This is a genomic window from Streptomyces sp. AC558_RSS880 (assembly GCF_019049255.1).
Lineage (GTDB): Bacteria > Actinomycetota > Actinomycetes > Streptomycetales > Streptomycetaceae > Streptomyces.
In genome coordinates, this window is record NZ_JAGMUJ010000150.1 from 69,666 (window position 1) to 87,759 (window position 18,094).

Here is an 18,094-nt window from a genome sequence, read left to right on the forward strand (position 1 = left end):
GGTCTCTTCCTGAACGGGCTGTTTTCGGTGGGGCGCTGGTGACAGCCGCAGCGCGCCGACGGCCGTCGGCGGAGAACCTGTCCGGCCCTCCGCCGACGGCACGCGCCGACGCTGATTGCGTTCGTGCTCAGTGCTCGACGGGTTCGTTGGTCAGCTTCTGGCCGCGCAGCAGGAACCAGGCGACGGCGGAGGCGAGCAGCAGCAGACCGGCGCCGACGCCTGAGGCGAGTGCCACGCCGTCGACGAAGGACTCACGGGCCGCTGCCAGTAGCGCCGCGGCCGCGTCGGCGGGCATGTGCATGGCCGCCACGACGGCTCCGGCCAGCGATTCGTGTGCCGCCTCCGGGGTTCCGGCCGGTCCGGTGAAGTCCTGGTAGATGTTGGTGACGACCGACCCCAGCAGGGCGATACCCAGGGCGGTGCCCAGCTCGTAGGCCGTCTCGGAGACCGCGGAAGCGGCGCCGGCCTGTTCCTTGGGTACGGCGGTCAGGATGATGTCCGAGGTGATCGTGAACGACAGTCCGGCGCCGAAGCCGACGACCAGCAGGGTGGTGCCGATCAGGGGGTAGCCGGTGGACTGGGTGAGCGTGGTCAGGGCGGCCAGGGACAGGCCGATGGCGGCCAGGCCGCTGGAGACGACCGCGCGCACCGAGAAGCGTCGCGCCGCGGCGCCGGCGACCAGACCGGCCACGACCGCGCCCGCGGCGGCCGGCAGTTCGGCGATGCCCGCTTCGATGGGCCGCCGGTCCTGGACCAGCTGCAGGTACTGGGAGAGGAAGAACAGCAGCCCGGAGAGCCCGAGAATGGTCAGAACGTTCGCCAGGACGGCGCCGCTGAAGCCACGGTTGTGGAACAGACTGACGTCCACCAGCGGGACGGGCAGGGCGCGCTGGCGCCGGACGAACCCGTAGAGAGCGGCGACACCGAGCACGCCTGCCGCGAGGATGAGCCAGGAGAGCCCTTCGGACGCGGTCTCCTTGACGGCGTAGACGACGCCGACCATGCCGACCAGCGACAGGAAGACACTCGGCAGGTCCCACGGTCCCGGGGAGGGGTTGCGCGATTCCGGCAGCATCTTGAAGCCGATGACGACGAGCAGCGCCATGACGGGCAGGTTGATCAGGAAGACCGAGCCCCACCAGAAGTGCTCCAGCAGCACACCGCCGACGATCGGGCCGACCGCCATGCCCGCGGAGGCGGCGGCGCTCCAGATACCGATGGCGAGGCTGCGCTCACGCGGGTCGTGGAAGAGGTTGCGGATCAGCGCGAGCGTGGAGGGCATCAGCGTGGCGCCGGCGACACCGAGCAGCGCCCGGGCGAGGATCATCATCTCGGGGGTCTGTGCATAAGCGTTCAGGATGGAGACCAACCCGAACAAGGTCGCGCCCATCAGCAGCAGACGTTTGCGGCCGATCCGGTCACCCAGACTTCCCATGGAGATGAGCAGGCCCGCAAGGACGAACGAGTAGGCGTCGCCGATCCACAGCAGCTGGGTGCCGGAGGGTTGCAGGTCCTCGCTGAGGTAGGGCGTGGCCAGTCCGAGGACGGTGGCGTCCACCGCGACGAGCAGCACGGCCAGGACCAGGACGCCCAGGGCGATCCAGCGGCCCGGAGCCCGTTGGGTGCCGGCCTGTTCAGCCGTACTCAGGGGATGGGTCATGATGCGTCCCTTCGCATGGTGCCGCCGAGCAGCAGCTCGGCGATCATGTGAGTGAAGTCGTTGCGGGCCACCCGGCCCTCGATGACGGCCCAGCCGCCGGCGGCCAACAGTCCGTACAGGGCCTCGGTGAGCCACACCGCACTCAGGTCGATGCGGAACTCGCCGCTCTCCTGGCCCCGGCGGAACAGTTCGGTGAGCCGGGCGTCGATACGGGACCAGCCCGCGTGCTGCCCCTCGCCCTCGAAGAGCTGGTTCTCGGAGTACAGGAAGGCGAGCAGGCTCGTGCAGGGCTCGAGGGCACGGACCAGACGGCGCACCGCCTCTTCTGCCGTCCCCTCCGTCAGGCGGGCCGCGTCCAGAGCCGCCTCGCACTCGGTGATACCGAGGTCCTCCAGGGCGCGCACCAGAACGTCACGTCCGGAGAAATGGCGGTTCAGTGTCGCCCTGCTGATCCCGGCGGCCCGGGCGACCTCTTCCGTGGTCGCCGTGGCCTTGCGCGTCAACAGATCGGCAGCGGCACGCAACACATGATCACGATCGAAGCTCATGAGTCAACTTTAACTCATACGAGACGATGATGTCTCATCCGCTACGTCATCGACTCCCGCTGCGACCCCCTGGCCCCACTCTCACGTCCTCACCGGCAGTCACACACGCGCAGGCCGGCCACGTCATCCCGAGACCCTTCGGCCGCATCGAAGAACGACTGCTGCCACATAAGGGCCGGCGCACCACGCTCGGGCCGTCCGGGCGCCGCCGACGAGGCCGCCCCGCCCTGGCCTATGCGGCCCCCGTCATTGACGGGCCCCACACCCACCCATAAACTGTACTGACAAGTCAGACTAGTTTTGGAGGGTGTATGGCATCCGGGACCGTGGAGACCGCTCGACGACGGGCTCTCGTGGTGGGCTGCGGGATGGCCGGATGCGCCGCGGCATGGTGGCTGGAGCACGAGGGATGGGAGGTCGTGCTCGTCGACAAGGAGGCCGAGCCGTACCCGAGCAGTTATCTGCTGCAACTGGATGCTCAGGCGACGCGGGTGCTGCGGCTCATGGGCGGCCAGGAGATCATCGACGAGGTGACCTTCGCGGCGCCGGCGATGTCGGTGCGGTGGGGCACGCGCAAGGTCCGCGAGCTCAAGCTCGACGGCGACAGCGATTGGCGTCTGGCCCGCCGTTCGGTGCTGCTGTCGAGGCTGTTCGCGCACCTGCCGAGCACGGTTCAGAAGAGGCTGGGCGTCGGGCTCGAGGCGCTGGAGCACCGTAGCGACGACGTCCTGGCCCGGTTCAGTGATGGTTCGTCGGAGTCGTTCGACGTGGTGGTCGGGGCGGACGGGCTGCACTCGACGGTGCGCCGGCTGACGCTGGCGTCAGAAGCGCACAGCGTGTACCGCAATGGCCTGACCCACGTATGGATCAACGCCGACGTGCCCCTGCCCGACGGGCGTGCGGTGATCGCGTCCCGCGAGGGGATGCTGTCGCTGATCTACCCGTTCCTGGACACCGACCAGACGTCGGTCATGGCGGTTGTTCCCGTGCCGGGCTCGACCACGCCGGACGAGCCGATGCTGGTCGAGCAGGTTTGTGACATGGTCGAGCGCCTGGGCCCGGACATGCGCGCGGTCGCGGCGGAAGCACGCAAGTCCGAGGACACCAAACTGACCCGGTTCTCACAGGTGCGACTGCCACGCTGGTACACCCGCCGGGTCGTCCTCCTCGGCGACTCCGCCCACTGCATCGACCCGGTCTCCGGCATGGGCGCGCACGCGTCCCTGCCGGGCGCCAAGGTGCTCGCCGAGTCCCTCCGCGACACCGATGACGTCACTCTCGCCTTCGCACGGTTCGAGGCCGAGATCCGTCCCTTCGCCAAGACGGCACAGAGCATTACGGCGCGGACCGTGGAGTTCAGCACCCGGGCCGAGGGACGCAACCGCGCGGCCACGCTCGCTGGAGGGATCGGCGACCTGCTGGCCACCATCCCGGCGACACTGACAAGGCACAGCAACCGCAGGAAGACCCCCTTCGGGGCTGAGCCCTCCCGCCCCAAGCAGATCACCAAGCTGTGACGAGATCGCGCGACCGGGCACACTGGTCGCCGAACGACGTCAACTGCACATGAGAGAGATCAATGGGACGCACAGCAGGACGAGGACCTGAGGACACCAAGCGGTTGATCCTGGACGCCGCGAGGGGTGTCGTCGTGGCCCAGGGAGCCCGGGCGACCCTCGATGACGTGGCGGACGCGGCCGGGATGACCCGCGGGGCCGTGATCTACCACTACAGCTCGAAGAACGCGCTGTGGGTCGCCCTGACCCGCGATGTGCTCACCCAGTTCCGCAAAGCGGTGCATGACAACGTTGAGGACGGCCAGGAGCCCGGCCGTCTGGCACGCGCGTTCATCCGCGCATCTCTGGAAGGCGACGAGATCGATGCGGTCGGCGAGCGGCTGTTCCTCCTGGCTGCCCTCGCCGTCACCCCCGGGGTGCCCGAAGTTCTCGCCGAAGACGGGGCCGCCTGGAAGGCCGAGATGGCCAAGGACGGACTGTCGGTCGGAGCGCGCACGGTCATCCTCAACGCCATCGACGGCGCCGGCCTGATGACCGGATGGGGGCTCAAGCCTGATCGTGCCGAACTCGTCGCCCTGCGTAACAAGCTGGAGGATCTTGCCAGCCCCAGCGCCTGAGGTCCGCTTCCGAGGGGATTTTGCCCGGAGCAGGATCGACGCAAGGAAGACCGCCACTTTGCAGGAAGTGGCGGTCTTCTCGTATGTGGTGGCGTTCCCGCGGAAGCCGTTCTTCCTAATCGCCCACAACTCTTTCCACCTTCACCTCGGAACATGGCATCCCGACTTGAAAACTGTACTGACATGTCAGTACAGTATTGGGAAGAGCCAGACGGCCGGCAGGCCGCATACGAACGGAGCGCGACCATGACCAGTGCCAGCACCCGATCCGCTGACGTCGTCGTCGTCGGAGCCGGGCTCGCAGGACTCACGGCAGCGGACCAGCTCTCCCGAGCCGGGCACGACGTCGTCGTCATCGAGGGCCGTGACCGCGTCGGCGGACGGATCCACACGGTCGAGGTCGCGGGCGTCCCCGTCGACGCCGGAGCGACCTGGGTCGCACCGGGTCACACCGCGGTACGCGACCTCGCACGCCGATTCGACTGCGAGTTCGTGCCCCAGTTCCAACCGGGCAAGGGCGTCATGTCCTTCGGAGGCAAGCGCAAGATCGAGAGCGCCACGTCCATGGCGCCCTGGGCGATGCTCGACCTCACGCGGATCATGGGCACCCTGCAGAAGATGGTCGACGGCCTTCCCGTCTCGTCCCCCTGGGAGCACCCCCATGCCGCGCACTTCGATTCGATGTCGCTCGGCGAATGGCTGACCTTGAAGCACGCCCTGACGGACACCCGCAAGTTCATGAACATGTTCAGCCTGGTGCACTGGGGCGCACCCGTCGGCGAGGTGTCACTGTTCAACGTGATGCGGTACATCAAGAACCTGGGCGGCATCGAGCACATGCTCGCCGTCGAGGGCGGCGACCAGCAGGACCGAGTGCTGGGAACCACGCACACGCTGGTCAGCAGGCTCGCCGGCACGCTGGAAGACTGCCTGCTCCTCGCCTCCCCGGTGGAGCGCATCACCACGGTCGGCGAACGCGTCACGGTCGAGACCAGCAAGCACACCATCGATGCCCGGTACGTCATCGTGACGGCATCGCCGACACACCGCTCGACCATCGAGTTCACGCCCGCACTCCCGGAGCGCCACTACGGACTCTCGCGCAGCTGGCGACTGGGAGCCCTCAGCAAGGCTTTCGTCGCCTACGACCGCCCCTTCTGGCGAAGCGAAGGTCTCTCGGGAGAGGGAATGTCCGACGACGAGACCGCCTTCCTCACCTTCGACGTCAGCCCCCGCGCCGACGGCCCCGGCATCCTCATGGTGTTCTGTGACGCACGCGGGTTCGACGCATACGACGAGGCCGAGCGCCGCCGCCGCGTCATGCGGCACCTCATCCACCTGTACGGTAAGCCGGCCCGCCACTCCATCGACTACACCGACTTCTCCTGGGGCAACGACAGCTTCGCACCCGGCGGGCCCAACCCGGCAGTCGGACCGAAGACATGGACCACCTTCGGACCGTACCTGCGCCAGCCGGTCGGACGCGTCCACTGGGCCGGCACCGAAACAGCCGACGAGACATCCGGCACCATGAACGGCGCCATCCTCTCGGGACAGCGCGCGGCCACCGAAGTGGCAGCACGCCTCGACGCCGGGCAGTGACGACACCCGCCCTCGCCGGCCCCGTGCCCCGGGCCGCCGTGCATAACCTCCCGCAAGGCACCTGACCACCGGCTCTTCGCGGTTCGCTACCGCAGGCCAAGAGCAGCAGCGACGGGAGGGGCCGGACAGTCCGCCCCGGACCGGCCCCCAGCCCGCCCGCCCAGAGCACGCCCGCATGCGCACGCTGGAGATCTGCTCAGCGCTCTGCACGCGGTCCGCCGCTCCCTGCGCCATCGGAGCCGTCGTCCACGGTCTGCTCTTCCGCCGCGCCCTGCCAGGCAGGATCCCGCCGCCGCACCCGCCGTCCCCATGTCCCCGGCCGCCGCATCACGTAGCGGATCCGCAGTCACGGACCCGCACTGCAGAGGAGAGACCCCAAGTGAACAGCAGCACACCCCGAGCCCTGGTCGTCGGCATGGGAATCGGCGGCCTCGCCACGGCGATGCGCCTGCATGAGATCGGGTGGGAGCCCGTGATCGTCGAGCGGGCCCCCGAACGCCGCGCCGCCGGCTATTTCATCGGCCTCTTCGAAACCGGCCGCGCCACCGCGAAGCGCATGGGCATCCTCGACGCCATCGGCAACCGCACCGACCCCACCAGCATCACCTACGACGTGGAGCGGGACGGACGCCGCCGTCCGGGCATGGGCTACGGCGACCTGCCCGGCGGCCCTCGCCTGATCCTGCGCGGCGACATCGAGACCGCCCTCTACGACACCGTCGCCCCCCGCACCGAAATCCGCTACGGCACCACGCCCACCGCCCTCGACGAACACCCCGCAGGCGTCGACGTCACCCTCCGCACCACCACCGGCGAAGACGCCGCGGAGACCACCGAGCGCTTCGACCTCGTCATCGGCGCCGACGGCCTGCGCTCCACCGTCCGCCGCCTCGCGTTCGGCCCCGACAGCCGGTTCATGCGCCCGCTGCACCACATCGTCGCAGCCACCACCATGAAGGAACCCGTCCCCGGCTACCGAGCCCAGGACGGCATCGTCCTCGCCGAACCCGGGCGCTCCGTGTGGACCTTCCCCTTCACCGACCACCAGCCCGGACTGCTGTTCAACTACCGCACCGCCGACGAGGACGCCCAGTTCCGCCGCCCGCCCATCGAGTCCCTTCGCGCCGCCTTCGGACCCGAGCCCGCCGGCCCCGTCCTCGGCCACCTGCTCCGGCAGTTCGAGCAGGCAGAGGACTACATCTTCGACTCCGCCCATCAGATCGAAATGGACACCTGGCACACCGACCGGATCGTCCTGCTCGGCGACGCCGCCTGGTGCCTGACCCTCTACTCCGGCATGGGCGCCTCCACCGCAATGGCCGGCGCCGACCTGCTGGGCACCCTGCTCCAGCGCAACCCCGGCAACACTCCCCGCGCCCTGCGCGAATGGGACCAGAAACTACGCCCCTTCATGGCGCTCCAACAGAAGTCCGCCCGTACCGAAGGCCTGCCGACATTCGTCCCCCAGACCCGCAAGGACAAAATCGTACGCACCGCCATGCAGAAGGTACTGACCAACCGCGTCGGCAAGAAGGTCATGACGGCCATGATGGACAAGGCGTTCAAGGAGATGTCCATCGACATCGCCGCCGTCTGACAGCCCCCACCACGAGACCGCGGACTTCGCCGCCATGAAGGCGATCGAGGTCGCCGGCCGCGACGCCTCCGGGCTCGATGAGCTCCCTCGTCGACGTCGCGCTGATGCCACGAACAGAAGTCATACTTCGCCTTGTTCGCCGGAGCCAAGAGCCGTTCCATGAACCCCACCAGTCATCGCACCGTTGGCTTCGAGGAACCGATCGAAACGGTTCAGGTCGTCCAGTTGGCCAATCTGTTGCTGCGCCAGGTCGACCGATTTCGGGTCAGGAATGGCCGAGAAAGCCCGCCTGGCAGTAGCGGCCCCTCACTGGGCCCGCTGTGGGCCTTTCCGGTCTTGGGATGAATTCTCGGGTCAGCCTCCGGCCAGTGTGGTCGATCATCACTACGCGAATCAGGGCCTCAGAGCAGCGGGATGGGTTTTTTAGTCTGGGGGTTGAGCCAGCCGGTTGGGTCGACCGCGCGAGGCACTCGCACTCGTTCCAGTCCCGTTCCGCGCAGAGGTGTCCACCACCGTAAGCACCTTGCGGTGCTTCAATCCGTTCTTTTTCACGTGTGTCCCTTTGGGTCATACCTCCATTCCGGTCAAGGTCTCGGTTCCGATAGGTTGGGCTTTATGAACGCGGAGAATGATAACCAGAACAAGGTCGCCGTGACGGTGACCGCTGATTCCGCTGTGGGGGACGAGCGGGCGACGGAGCGGAAACTGGGCTCGCGAGCCCCCGAGTTCATCCGGAAGTCAAGTTTCCTCCGCCTGGGCTGGCAGGTCGGAATCTTTGTCGTTGGTCTCGCCGTAATTGGGGCCGGCGTCGCGATGCTGGTGCTGCCCGGCCCGGGCTGGCTGGTGATCTTCGGTGGCATGGCCATCTGGGCGACCGAATTCGCCTGGGCACAGGTCGTCCTACGCTGGACCCGGCGTAAGGTCACCGAAGCCGCCCAGCGCGCACTCGACCCTAAGGTACGGCGGCGCAATGTCATTCTCACCACGGCGGGGCTCGTGATCATCACAGCGCTGGCAGGAATCTACCTCTGGAAGTTCGGCATAGTCGTACCGTGGAAAATTAAGCAGTGATTCAGCAATGGTCCGGCGGTGCCGCTGACAAGGCAGAGCTTCTATTGTTCGTCCAATCACCTGGTTTCGAAGTCGCGAGTTGGGAGGTGAGGCGTCTTCCGTTTCCGGCTGCGGTACTCGACTTCGGCGAGATACGCAGCAGGTCTGAGGCCGGGTGACTAACAACGGCTAACACAATGAGGTGAGCGGTCAACTGGTGACGTCAAGGACGGCAGTAGGTTCGGGGGACGCGCGAGTTCGCCTGTTGGCTACATTTCGCGCCAGTTCACGAACATGTGCGGGCCCGGCCCTGAGACCCGCTCGCTGAACGGATCCACTACGTCAGTCAGGGCGTCTACCAAGAACTGTGCCATGCCACCGTCGAAGGCAGTCCAGCGGTTCGCCCCGTACTGCGCCTGCCTACGAAAAGTGGCCACTCTCCAACTGTCGGGTGCACCCTTCCGAAGCCAGAAGGCGACATCGCTGCTCGCCGGGTCCGCGAAGGGCAACAGAGGTGGCACGCCTTGCCCACCAAGGACAGCGTCCAATTCCTGCCAATCCCGGTCCGAGAATGTGGAATCGAGTCTGTCGAGGAGACACCCGTAGGGCGATCCTTGGACCGGAGGCGTGCTAACGGCCAAGTACTCGTTGATCTCTCCTCCGCCGTACAGCTCCACGAACTCACGGTAATCCATCGGAAGTTCCAACTGCGCTGTGTCGGCTAGCCTTTCCCAGTCCACCCCGTCCCCTGTGGAGACGGGCGGCGGGAGTAGTTGATGCAGGCGGGCGACAACAGGCTGAGTCATGTCAGACTTCTTTCCTCATCTCCCGGGGCACCGCTCTCGGAGGCCGCCAGGAACACTGGTGAGACCCTCAGCTGCTGTCCCGAGGGTTTGCAGCGGCCAGCAGCGCGCAACGGCTGACACAAGGATTGCACTCGCCGGTAGGTGATCAGGCAGCAGGCCAGCCTGAGGAGCGCTTCGTGGATGTCGGCTCGCCGTTCCCAGCGAATCCGCAGGCGTCGGAAGCCGTGCAACCACGCGAAGGTCCTCTCCACGACCCAGCGATAGGTGCCCAGTCCCGTGCCATGCCGGGTTCCGCGGCGGGCGATCGCAGGCACGATGCCGCGAGCGCGGACCTGGTCACGGTAAACGTCGTGATCGTAACCCCGGTCGGCGAACAGGTAGTCGGGCTTGCGGCGGGGGCGGCCGACCCGGCCGCGGACCGGTGGGATCGCGTCGAGCAGAGGCAGCAGCTGAGTGACATCGTTGCGGTTGCCGCCAGTCAGCAGGAACGCGAGCGGAGTGCCTTGCCCGTCAGTGATCAGATGATGTCTCGAGCCGGCCCGTCCCCGGTCGACCGGCGAGGGACCCGTGTGGATCCCCCTTTTAGGGCCCTTACGTGGGAGGAGCCGACCATACACCGGGACCAATCCAACCGTAGGGCGGCGTTCAGCTCGGCCAGCAGGACCTCATGCAGTCTCTGCCACACGCCGGCCTCGTTCCAGTCTCTCAGCCGCCGCCAGCACGTCATGCCCGAGCCGAAACCGAGGTCTTGCGGCAGGTCCTCCCACTGGATACCGGTGTGCAGCACATACAAGATCCCACACAGCACATCCCGATCCGGCAGCGGCTTGCGGCCGGGATACCGGAACCTGCGTTCACGCTGCGACAGCAACGGCTTCAGGCGATCCCACAGCTCATCCGACACGATCCACGGAGACGTTCCCACTTCGGACTGAACGCTCAACTCGCCCCTCGGATGCGGCAACCAGGCACGATCCACCTCATTGTGTTAGCCGTTGTAACGAGCTCGTGCACGGTAAGCGGTAGCACGTCGAGACCTTGATCGTTGATCATGATCTGTGTGGTGGGGAATCGGACGCGTGAAGCACTCATCCGTAGCCAGCGGATCACCGGGCTGACGGCCGGAGTGATTGCTGAACTCGTTGCTGAGATTGGCCCGTTGTGGCACGAGCGGCACCAGGCCGTGCTGACGTCACGCCCTCGCCGCCGGGCAGTTGGTGCCGGGGCCAAGCACAAGCTGGTCTTCGTCGACCGCCTGTTGGCCACGCTGGTGCACCTCCGCCATGGCGCCACGCACGATGTGTTGGCCTGCTGGTTCGGTGTCGACCGCTCCACCATTACGCGCGCGATCGGTGAAGTGCGGCCGCTGCTCGCCGAGCGGGGCTGCACCGTTGCGCCCGGCCTCAGGCTGCGTAGCCTCGCCGAGGTCATCGACTATCTCGGCGCGAGCGGGCAGACCGGGATCATCGACGGAACCGAGGTCCGGGTGCGTCGTCCGGCGGCCGGGCGCAAGGACCGGGAGAAGTTCATCTCCGGGAAGAACAAGCAGAACGCCGTGAAGTCGATGGTCGTCACGGACGCCGCAGGGCGGCTGCTGTTCTGCAGTCCGGCCGAACCGGCCAGCTGCGCGGACATCACACACGCCCGGAAGTTGAGCCTGGTCAAGCTACTGGCCGACGGACCCGCCGTGGAGATCCTGGCCGATGCCGGCTACCAGGGACTGGGTGCCCAGACCGGCGGGCGGGTGGTGACGCCACCGCACCGCAAGTTCAAGAAGAACCCGCCCGAGTGGTACGAGGAGATGCACGAGCGGCAGCGCAAGGCGCACTCCTCGCGCCGCATCCGGGTCGAGCACGGCATCGGCCATCTGAAGAACTGGCGATCCCTCGCGCGGCACCACGGCCGCCGCGAGCACATGAGCGACATCATCCAGGCTGTCGCCGGACTACTCTCCCACCAGCAAGCCGCCACACTGGCCAGTGGTACGCGAACGTGAACACAACGGCCAATCCACAGCCCTCGACACGCTACCGCTTACCGTGCACGAGCTCGTAAGACTTGTCCCGTAAAGGTCACGGAGGAAGGCGTCGCAGTCGATTGTCGACCGGCTGCAGAGTCAGTCGAGGCCGGTCGCCCATGCCGTCAGCGTTGTGAAGTCGTCGATGGTAAGGCCGCGTCGTGGGTCGATCCGGTGCAGTAGGGGAGATCTACGAGACCCCCGACACGCCCGAGGTCGCCGGCTTCATCGGCCGCCGCAACCTCTTGGAGGGCCGTGTCGACTCCGCCGAGGGCGGAACCGTACAGGTCGCACTGGGCAAAACCGGCCAACGCCTGAAGGTGGCCGGCACCGGTACCACGGGAGCACCCGCGACCGTGGGCCTGCGCTCGGAGCGCGTCACACTCACCGACCGTGCGGACGCCCCGCAGGACGGCACCGTCAACGTGCTCCGGGCAAGGATCGAACAGTGCTCCTACACCGGTGCCCGGTTCGAGTACGAGCTCAGCGTCGGTGACTTGCGCGTCCACGCCGAGAGCCCCGTCCGCCACACGGACGGCGAGATCAACCTGCTCATCCGCCCCGACGACTGCCTGCTCTACCCGGAAACCGTTTGACCGACGGACCGCAGACGGCGACGCCCTGGCACTGTCACAGCCCTCGTGCGAGAGGCCGGCGCAGGCGCAAAGGTCCACTGGCCGTCCCCACCGGGCCATGAGCCGGTAGCGCGCGGTGGATTGCTGTCGATCCGGCTGTTCCCCGTGAGCATGGGTGGGGGACCTTACGGATATGAGGTGGGTCAGTCGCCGCCTGTCGCGGCGGCCCTGTCGTGCTCGGCGTCGCCCCGTACGGTGACACCCGTCTCGACGAGGGTGCGGGTGGCGTCGAGGAAGCGTAGATCCACACGATGCGCATGAGCTCGGTGGCGGAGGCGTTGCGGAAGCGGTGGGGCGTGCCTGCGGGAACGTAGGTGGTGTCGAAGCGGGTGGTGTTCGGTGCCGTCGATCTCCGCGATGGCGTCGCCTTCAAGGATGGTCACGCACTCGGGACAGTTGCGGGTATGCAGGGCGATCGCGGCGCCGCCTTCAAAGAGGGTCTGCCCGGCAAGGAAGACCTCGGCGCCGACGGCTTTGCCGGCCAGCGGGATGGTGCGGGCGCCGCCACCGCGGTTGCTCACTCGGCGCCAGATCTGTCGCCGGTCCAGCAAGGCGCGGCAGGGGTGTCGTGACAGCGTTGCAACCGCGCTGACGTGCGTGCCTGACAGGTACCGCCACCTCTCGCACGGGGAGGGCCCGTGCCCTCGGAGGAGAGCTTGGCCGTCGCCATTCGCCTCGCCCCCCACGCGGTTTACCAACTGGCACGATCGCGTGGGGACGCTTGCGACACCACCGACATCAAGTGCCAGACCACACACGGGTCGACCATTCCATTCGTCGTAGGGCCCGATCCTCGAGCTCTCAGGCAGCTCCACGTCGGACCAAGCTACAGCGGCTGTCCGATGGGCCCCGGATGACGGACTTCAACGCTACGTAGTCAGCACCAAGTCAGCACGGGAGGGGTGAAGACGGGTGATGACGTGCGCTTTCAGTCAGCACGGGAGTCAGCACGCCATCGTCAAATCATGCCAATCTACGCATCGCAGGCACCGCCCGATCCACCCCCTTCCAGGCCGCCAAAACACCCCTTGGCGAGGACGCATGGGGACCGCGCGCATAGCTCGCCTCCGAACTATGGTGTCCCACCACATACGCCTCTGACCTGCGCCTTCCTACGGTGTGGCGACACCCAACCGTCCCCGCAGATCCCCAGGAAGTGGTGCCGATGTCGTCGCCCGCAGCCGCCCCGCCGACCCCGAACAACCTCAAGCGCATCGTCGCCGCGTCCCTCATCGGCACCACCATCGAGTGGTACGACTTCTTCCTCTACGGCTCCGCCGCCGCGCTCGTCTTCAACAAGCTGTTCTTCCCGGACTCCGACCCGCTCGTCGGCACGCTGCTGTCGTTTCTCACCTACGCCGTCGGGTTCGCCGCGCGGCCGCTCGGCGCGCTGGTCTTCGGGCACTACGGGGACCGGCTCGGGCGCAAGAAGCTGCTGGTGCTGAGCCTGCTGATGATGGGCGGGGCGACGTTCGCGATCGGGTTGCTGCCCACGCACGCGGCCATCGGCAGCGCCGCGCCCGTGCTGCTCACCGTGCTGCGGCTGGTCCAGGGGTTCGCGCTCGGCGGCGAGTGGGGCGGTGCCGTGCTGCTGGTGTCCGAGCACGGGGACGCCCGGCGGCGCGGGTTCTGGGCCTCGTGGCCGCAGACCGGTGCGCCGGCGGGGCAGTTGCTGGCGACCGGCGTGCTGTCGCTGCTGACCGCCGTGCTGTCGGACTCCGCGTTCGAGGCCTGGGGCTGGCGGATCCCGTTCCTGCTGTCCGGGGTGCTGGTGATCGTCGGTCTGTGGATTCGTCTCTCTGTCGATGAATCGCCGGTGTTCAAGCAGGCGCTGGAGCGGGCCGAGGTCCGCAAGGCGGACGCCGGCACGGAGCGGATGCCGGTCGTGGCGGTCCTGCGGCACCACTGGCGTGACGTGCTGGTGGCGATGGGGGCGCGGATGGCGGAGAACATCAGCTACTACGTGATCACCGCGTTCATCCTCGTGTACGCGACCACGTCCGCCGGGGTGTCGAAGCAGACCGCGCTCAACGCGGTGCTCATCGCCTCGGCGGTCCACTTCGCCGTCATCCCGGCCTGGGGCGCGCTGTCGGACCGGCTCGGCCGGCGTCCGGTGTATCTGATCGGCGCGGCCGGGGTGGGGCTGTGGATGTTCCCGTTCTTCGCCCTCATCGACACCGGCGGTTTCGGCAGCCTGCTGCTGGCGGTGACCGTGGGGCTGGTGCTGCACGGGGCGATGTACGCGCCGCAGGCCGCCTTCTTCTCCGAGATGTTCGCGACCCGGATGCGCTACTCCGGTGCCTCCATCGGCGCCCAGTTCGCCTCCGTCGCGGCGGGCGCGCCGGCGCCGCTGATCGCCACCGCGCTGCTCGCGGACCACGGCAGCTCCACCCCGATCGCGCTGTACGTCATCGCTGCGAGCCTGCTGACGGTCGTCGCCGTGGCGGCGGCCGAGGAGACCCGCCACCGTGACCTGGCGGACGTGGCCCCGTCGGGTGACGCGGAAGGATCCGTCGAGGCCGCCCCGGCCGCCCAGGACGCCCGCACCGCCTGACCCGGTGCGGCACCGGCCCCCGTACGCGCGCCGCGTACGGGGGTCAGTGCCGCGCGGGAGGCGTGGTGCCCGCCGACAGGCGGTGCAGGCGCAGGGCGAGCTGGATCTCCAGGGCCCTCGCCGGGCTCTGCCAGTCGTCACCGAGGAGGCGGCCGACGCGTTCCAGCCGCTGGACGACCGTGTTCACGTGGACGTGCAGTTCGTCCTTGGTGCGGGCGGGGCTCATGCCGCAGGCGAAGTAGGCGTCGAGGGTGCGCAGCAGTTCGGTGCCGCGTCGTTCGTCGTACGCCACGACCTGGCCGATGGTGCGGCCGACGAAGCCGGCGATGTCCCGTTCTCCGGCCAGCAGCAGCCCCAGGAAGCCGAAGTCCTCGGCGGCGGAGCCGTCACCGGAGCGGCCGAGGAGGCGCAGGGCGTCGAGGCAGCGCCGGGCCTCCGCGTAGGCCGACGCCACGGTGTCGGGGCGGGCGGTGAGGTGTTCGACCGGGGCGGACGCGCCGACGGTGACCGGTTCGTGGACGGCCGTGCCCAGGTGGCGGGCGGTGCGGCGGGCCAGCTCTGTGGCGGTGTCGCCGGGGGTGAGGGGCAGCAGCAGGACGGTGCCGCCGTCGCGTGCGGCGGCCAGGCCCTGCCGGGTGGCCGCGAGGTGGGAGGCCGCGGCCCACAGCCGTCTGCGGGCGTCCGCCTCTTCGTCGGCGTCGGCGGCGGGGCCCTCGAGGCGGGCGGCGAGCACGGCGTGGGTGGCGTCGAGGTCGGCGTGCAGCCGGGCCGCGCGCTCGCGCAGCAGGCGTGGGTCCCGGTCGCGGGCGTCGAGCAGGTCGTCGAGCAGCTCACCGCGGACGCGCTGTTCGGCCTCGGCGGCGGAGCGGCGGGCGAGCAGCAGCAGTGAGGTGACCATGGCCGCGCGTTCCAGCGTGCGCTGGTCGACGGGGTCGAGGCCGGGGTGGCCGCGCAGGACCAGCGCGCCGAGGAGTTCGTCGCCGGCGGCCACCGCGGCGATCCAGTCGTCCCGGTGCCGTACCGCGTGGCCCTCCGCCCGCGAGGACTCGAGGGCCTGGGCGGGTGCCGCGGTGGCCTCGGTGAACTCGACCGTGCCGTCCAGGACCTGGGAGACGGCGGCGGCCACGTCGTGCACCCCGCCGCCGCGCAGGACCAGCTCGGCCAGCCGGTCGTGGACGTCCGAGGCGCGCTCGATGACCGCGCTGCGGTCCTTGATGATCTCGTTGGCGCGTTCCAGGCCGGCGAGGGCCGAGCGGGTCTCGGCGAGCAGGTTGGCGGTGTCGATGGCGGCCGCCGCGAGGGCGGCGAAGGAACCGAGCAGGGCGATCTGCTCCCGTTCGAAGACCCGGGCCCGCCGGTCCGCGGCGAACAGGACGCCGATGACGTGGTGCCCCAGCATCAGGGGCACGCCGAGGATCGCGACGAGCCCTTCGTCCCGCACGCCGGTGTCGATGCTGTGGGTGTGCTGGAAGCGGTCGTCGCGGAAGTAGTCGTCGGTGACGTAGGGGCGGGCGGTCTGGGCGACGAGGCCGCCGAGCCCCTCCCCCATGCCGAGGCGCAGCTGCTGGAAGCGGGCGGCGACCGAGCCCTCGGTGACCCTCATGTAGGTGTCGCCCCTGGCCGGGTCGTTCAGGCTGAGGTAGGCGACGTCGGTGCCGAGCAGGGAGCGGGCGCGCTGCACGATCGCCTGGAGCACGGCGTCCAGGTCGCGCAGTCCGGCGAGGTCGTGGGCGGTCTCGAAGAGGGCGGACAGCTCGGCCTCCCGGCGGCGGCGCCCCTCCAGCTCCGCGCGCACCCGCAGGGCGAGCACCTTGGCCTGCTGGAGGGCGGCGATCCGCCCGGCGGGCAGTCCCTCGGCGCGGGCGAGCAGCACCGGCTGCTCGTACGCCTCGGCGGAGGCGCCTCGGGCCAGCAGCTCCAGGAACGGCGCCTCGGCGCTGCCCGAGGCGGGGCCGGGCGCGGGGCCGGCGTCGGCATGTGCCCGGCCCGGCGCTCCGGCAGCGGGGGCGGGACGCTCGGCGGACTGCGCGTGATCGCGGGACATGCTCACAGGATTCCTCATCCCGCGGCCGCCCCGTCAGGCCTGTGGAAAACCCTGTCGGCCGACGGCCGGCCGCTGACGGCCGATGTCTCAGTGGGCGGTCCAGCCGCCGTCCAGGACCAGTGAGGTGCCGGTCACGAAGGACGCCTGCGGGCCGCACAGATAGGCGACGGCCTCGGCGACCTCCTCCGGTTCGATGAGCCGCCGGACGGCGCTGTCCCGCAGCATCACCTCGGACAGGACACGTTCCTCGGGGATGCCGTGGGCCCGGGCCTGGTCGGCGATCTGCTTCTCGACCAGTGGGGTGCGCACATAGGCGGGGTTCACACAGTTGGAGGTGACGCCGTGGGGCGCGCCTTCGAGGGCGGTGGTCTTGGACAGTCCCTCCAGACCGTGTTTGGCGGCCACATAGGCGGACTTATAGGCCGAGGCGCGCAGACCGTGGACCGAGGACACATTGACGATGCGGCCCCATCCCTGGCCGTACATGTGGGGCAGGGCGCCCCGGATGAGCCGGAAGGGTGCCTCCAGCATCACGGTGAGCACCGTGTGGAAGACGTCGGGCGGGAACTCCTCGATGGGGCGGACCAGCTGCAGTCCGGCGTTGTTGACCAGTACGTCGGTGCCGGCGGCGGCGAGCTCGGCGGCGTCCAGGTCGGTGAGGTCGAGGACGTGCGGCTCGACGGCGCCCTCGAGGTCCGAGGCCGCGTCGACGAGCGTCTCCAGGCCCGCGGCGTCCCGGTCGACGGCTCTGACCTCGGCCCCGGCGGCCGCGAGCCGCAGCGCGCAGGCGCGGCCGATGCCGCCGGCGGCGCCGGTGACGAGGGCGGTACGGCCACCGAGGTCGAGCGGGGTGGCGTGGGGGGCCGGAAGGGCACGGGGCGCGGTCATGTCTCGACCCTAGGCAGCACCCGTACGCCACCCCATGTGGTCAGGCCCTACAGTTCAGCCAAGTCCAGTGGGGTCGAACCATGTGGGTGCGTCGGACATGGCCTGCTTGATCCGGAAGTGCGCGAACTCGTTGAGCTCCGGCAGCGCGTCCACGGCGAACCAGCCGACCTCCAGCGACTCGTCGTCGTTGACCCGTGCCTCGCCGCCGAGGGCACGGCAGCGGAAGGTGATGTCCATGTACTGGCAGACGTCGCCGTTGCCGTATGTGACCGGGTCCAGCGCCTGGACCAGCACGACCCGCTCGACGGCGCAGCGCACCGCGGTCTCCTCCTCGACCTCCCGCACGACGCAGGCCGCGGGCTGCTCGCCGGGGTCGGGGATGCCGCCGAGCACCGACCACTTGCGGGTGTCGGTCCGGCGGTTCAGCAGGATTCTGTCCTCGTCGTCGAAGACGAGCGCGGTGACCCCGGGGAGCCAGAGCAGCTGATGGCCGGCGGAGGCACGCAGGGTGCGGATGAAGTCAGGAGTAGCCATGCCCCCGACCCTAACCGGCCGGTCA

At 68.9% G+C, this 18,094-nt stretch carries 15 protein-coding genes and 1 pseudogene; 9 read left to right on the forward strand and 7 right to left on the reverse strand.

All coding sequences use genetic code 11. From position 1 onward, the window contains the following. Positions 1-127 precede the first annotated feature (127 nt). Both KUM38_RS33450 and KUM38_RS33455 read right to left on the reverse strand, forming a co-directional pair. Positions 128-1,660, reverse strand: coding sequence for an MFS transporter (locus KUM38_RS33450; protein WP_217135092.1), 1,533 nt, complete (start codon positions 1,658-1,660; stop codon positions 128-130). Beyond that, on the reverse strand, positions 1,657-2,208 hold the full coding sequence (locus tag KUM38_RS33455; RefSeq protein ID WP_217135094.1) for a TetR/AcrR family transcriptional regulator: 552 nt from the start codon (positions 2,206-2,208) through the stop codon (positions 1,657-1,659). Before KUM38_RS33455 ends, KUM38_RS33450 begins: the two co-directional genes overlap by 4 nt. A gap of 311 nt (positions 2,209-2,519) precedes the next feature. Here KUM38_RS33455 and KUM38_RS33460 point away from each other — a divergent pair, with 311 nt between their 5' ends. The 5 genes from KUM38_RS33460 (at position 2,520) to KUM38_RS33480 (ending at position 8,612) form a co-directional block, all read left to right on the forward strand. After that, positions 2,520-3,725 carry an NAD(P)/FAD-dependent oxidoreductase gene (locus KUM38_RS33460; protein ID WP_217135096.1) on the forward strand — a complete coding sequence of 402 codons (1,206 nt, stop codon included), beginning with the start codon at positions 2,520-2,522 and terminating at the stop codon, positions 3,723-3,725. Positions 3,726-3,829: 104 nt separating this feature from the next. Then, positions 3,830-4,342, forward strand: coding sequence for a TetR/AcrR family transcriptional regulator (locus KUM38_RS33465; RefSeq protein WP_217135098.1), 513 nt, complete (start codon positions 3,830-3,832; stop codon positions 4,340-4,342). A 246-nt stretch (positions 4,343-4,588) separates the two neighbouring features. Beyond that, positions 4,589-5,944 (forward strand): flavin monoamine oxidase family protein, encoded by a 1,356-nt coding sequence (locus tag KUM38_RS33470; protein WP_217135100.1) that lies wholly within the window; start codon positions 4,589-4,591, stop codon positions 5,942-5,944. Positions 5,945-6,323: 379 nt separating this feature from the next. Beyond that, on the forward strand, positions 6,324-7,541 hold the full coding sequence (locus tag KUM38_RS33475; protein WP_308409124.1) for an FAD-dependent monooxygenase: 1,218 nt from the start codon (positions 6,324-6,326) through the stop codon (positions 7,539-7,541). A gap of 615 nt (positions 7,542-8,156) precedes the next feature. Beyond that, a complete protein-coding gene (locus tag KUM38_RS33480; protein ID WP_217135102.1) occupies positions 8,157-8,612 on the forward strand; it encodes a TIGR02611 family protein in 456 nt (151 codons plus the stop codon). Between the two features lie 248 nt (positions 8,613-8,860). Here KUM38_RS33480 and KUM38_RS33485 read toward each other — a convergent pair whose 3' ends face one another. Next, positions 8,861-9,397: an SMI1/KNR4 family protein gene (locus tag KUM38_RS33485; RefSeq protein WP_217135104.1), complete on the reverse strand. Its 537-nt coding sequence runs from the start codon at positions 9,395-9,397 to the stop codon at positions 8,861-8,863. Positions 9,398-9,519: 122 nt separating this feature from the next. Continuing rightward, a pseudogene (locus KUM38_RS33490) lies at positions 9,520-10,322 on the reverse strand (IS5 family transposase); the annotation flags it as partial. A gap of 126 nt (positions 10,323-10,448) precedes the next feature. Here KUM38_RS33490 and KUM38_RS33495 point away from each other — a divergent pair. The 4 genes from KUM38_RS33495 (at position 10,449) to KUM38_RS33510 (ending at position 14,603) form a co-directional block, all read left to right on the forward strand. Beyond that, entirely contained in the window at positions 10,449-11,393 is a 945-nt protein-coding gene (locus tag KUM38_RS33495) for a transposase family protein (RefSeq protein WP_217135105.1), read from the forward strand. A 182-nt stretch (positions 11,394-11,575) separates the two neighbouring features. Beyond that, positions 11,576-12,010, forward strand: coding sequence for a TOBE domain-containing protein (locus KUM38_RS33500; RefSeq protein ID WP_308409125.1), 435 nt, complete (start codon positions 11,576-11,578; stop codon positions 12,008-12,010). Between the two features lie 353 nt (positions 12,011-12,363). Further along, entirely contained in the window at positions 12,364-12,621 is a 258-nt protein-coding gene (locus KUM38_RS42495; protein WP_254398153.1) for a hypothetical protein, read from the forward strand. A 593-nt stretch (positions 12,622-13,214) separates the two neighbouring features. Next, complete coding sequence (locus KUM38_RS33510) at positions 13,215-14,603, forward strand: MFS transporter (protein WP_217135107.1); 1,389 nt, start codon at positions 13,215-13,217, stop codon at positions 14,601-14,603. A 43-nt stretch (positions 14,604-14,646) separates the two neighbouring features. Here KUM38_RS33510 and KUM38_RS33515 read toward each other — a convergent pair whose 3' ends face one another. The 3 genes from KUM38_RS33515 to KUM38_RS33525 all read right to left on the reverse strand — a co-directional run bounded on the left by KUM38_RS33515 (position 14,647) and on the right by KUM38_RS33525 (position 18,069). Continuing rightward, positions 14,647-16,647: a GAF domain-containing protein gene (locus tag KUM38_RS33515; protein ID WP_217135108.1), complete on the reverse strand. Its 2,001-nt coding sequence runs from the start codon at positions 16,645-16,647 to the stop codon at positions 14,647-14,649. A gap of 87 nt (positions 16,648-16,734) precedes the next feature. Further along, a complete protein-coding gene (locus KUM38_RS33520) occupies positions 16,735-17,535 on the reverse strand; it encodes a 3-hydroxybutyrate dehydrogenase (RefSeq protein ID WP_217135110.1) in 801 nt (266 codons plus the stop codon). Between the two features lie 54 nt (positions 17,536-17,589). Then, complete coding sequence (locus tag KUM38_RS33525; protein WP_217135112.1) at positions 17,590-18,069, reverse strand: NUDIX domain-containing protein; 480 nt, start codon at positions 18,067-18,069, stop codon at positions 17,590-17,592. Between the last annotated feature and the right edge of the window lie 25 nt (positions 18,070-18,094).

Coding starts and splice junctions, on each gene's coding strand:
- KUM38_RS33485 (WP_217135104.1), bottom strand. CDS start 9,397: ATGACTCAGCCTGTTGTCGCCCGCCTGCATCAACTACTCCCGCCGCCC.
- KUM38_RS33455 (WP_217135094.1), bottom strand. CDS start 2,208: ATGAGCTTCGATCGTGATCATGTGTTGCGTGCCGCTGCCGATCTGTTG.
- KUM38_RS33510 (WP_217135107.1), top strand. CDS start 13,215: ATGTCGTCGCCCGCAGCCGCCCCGCCGACCCCGAACAACCTCAAGCGC.
- KUM38_RS33470 (WP_217135100.1), top strand. CDS start 4,589: ATGACCAGTGCCAGCACCCGATCCGCTGACGTCGTCGTCGTCGGAGCC.
- KUM38_RS33495 (WP_217135105.1), top strand. CDS start 10,449: ATGATCTGTGTGGTGGGGAATCGGACGCGTGAAGCACTCATCCGTAGC.
- KUM38_RS33450 (WP_217135092.1), bottom strand. CDS start 1,660: ATGACCCATCCCCTGAGTACGGCTGAACAGGCCGGCACCCAACGGGCT.
- KUM38_RS33460 (WP_217135096.1), top strand. CDS start 2,520: ATGGCATCCGGGACCGTGGAGACCGCTCGACGACGGGCTCTCGTGGTG.
- KUM38_RS33515 (WP_217135108.1), bottom strand. CDS start 16,647: ATGTCCCGCGATCACGCGCAGTCCGCCGAGCGTCCCGCCCCCGCTGCC.
- KUM38_RS33525 (WP_217135112.1), bottom strand. CDS start 18,069: ATGGCTACTCCTGACTTCATCCGCACCCTGCGTGCCTCCGCCGGCCAT.
- KUM38_RS33480 (WP_217135102.1), top strand. CDS start 8,157: ATGAACGCGGAGAATGATAACCAGAACAAGGTCGCCGTGACGGTGACC.
- KUM38_RS33520 (WP_217135110.1), bottom strand. CDS start 17,535: ATGACCGCGCCCCGTGCCCTTCCGGCCCCCCACGCCACCCCGCTCGAC.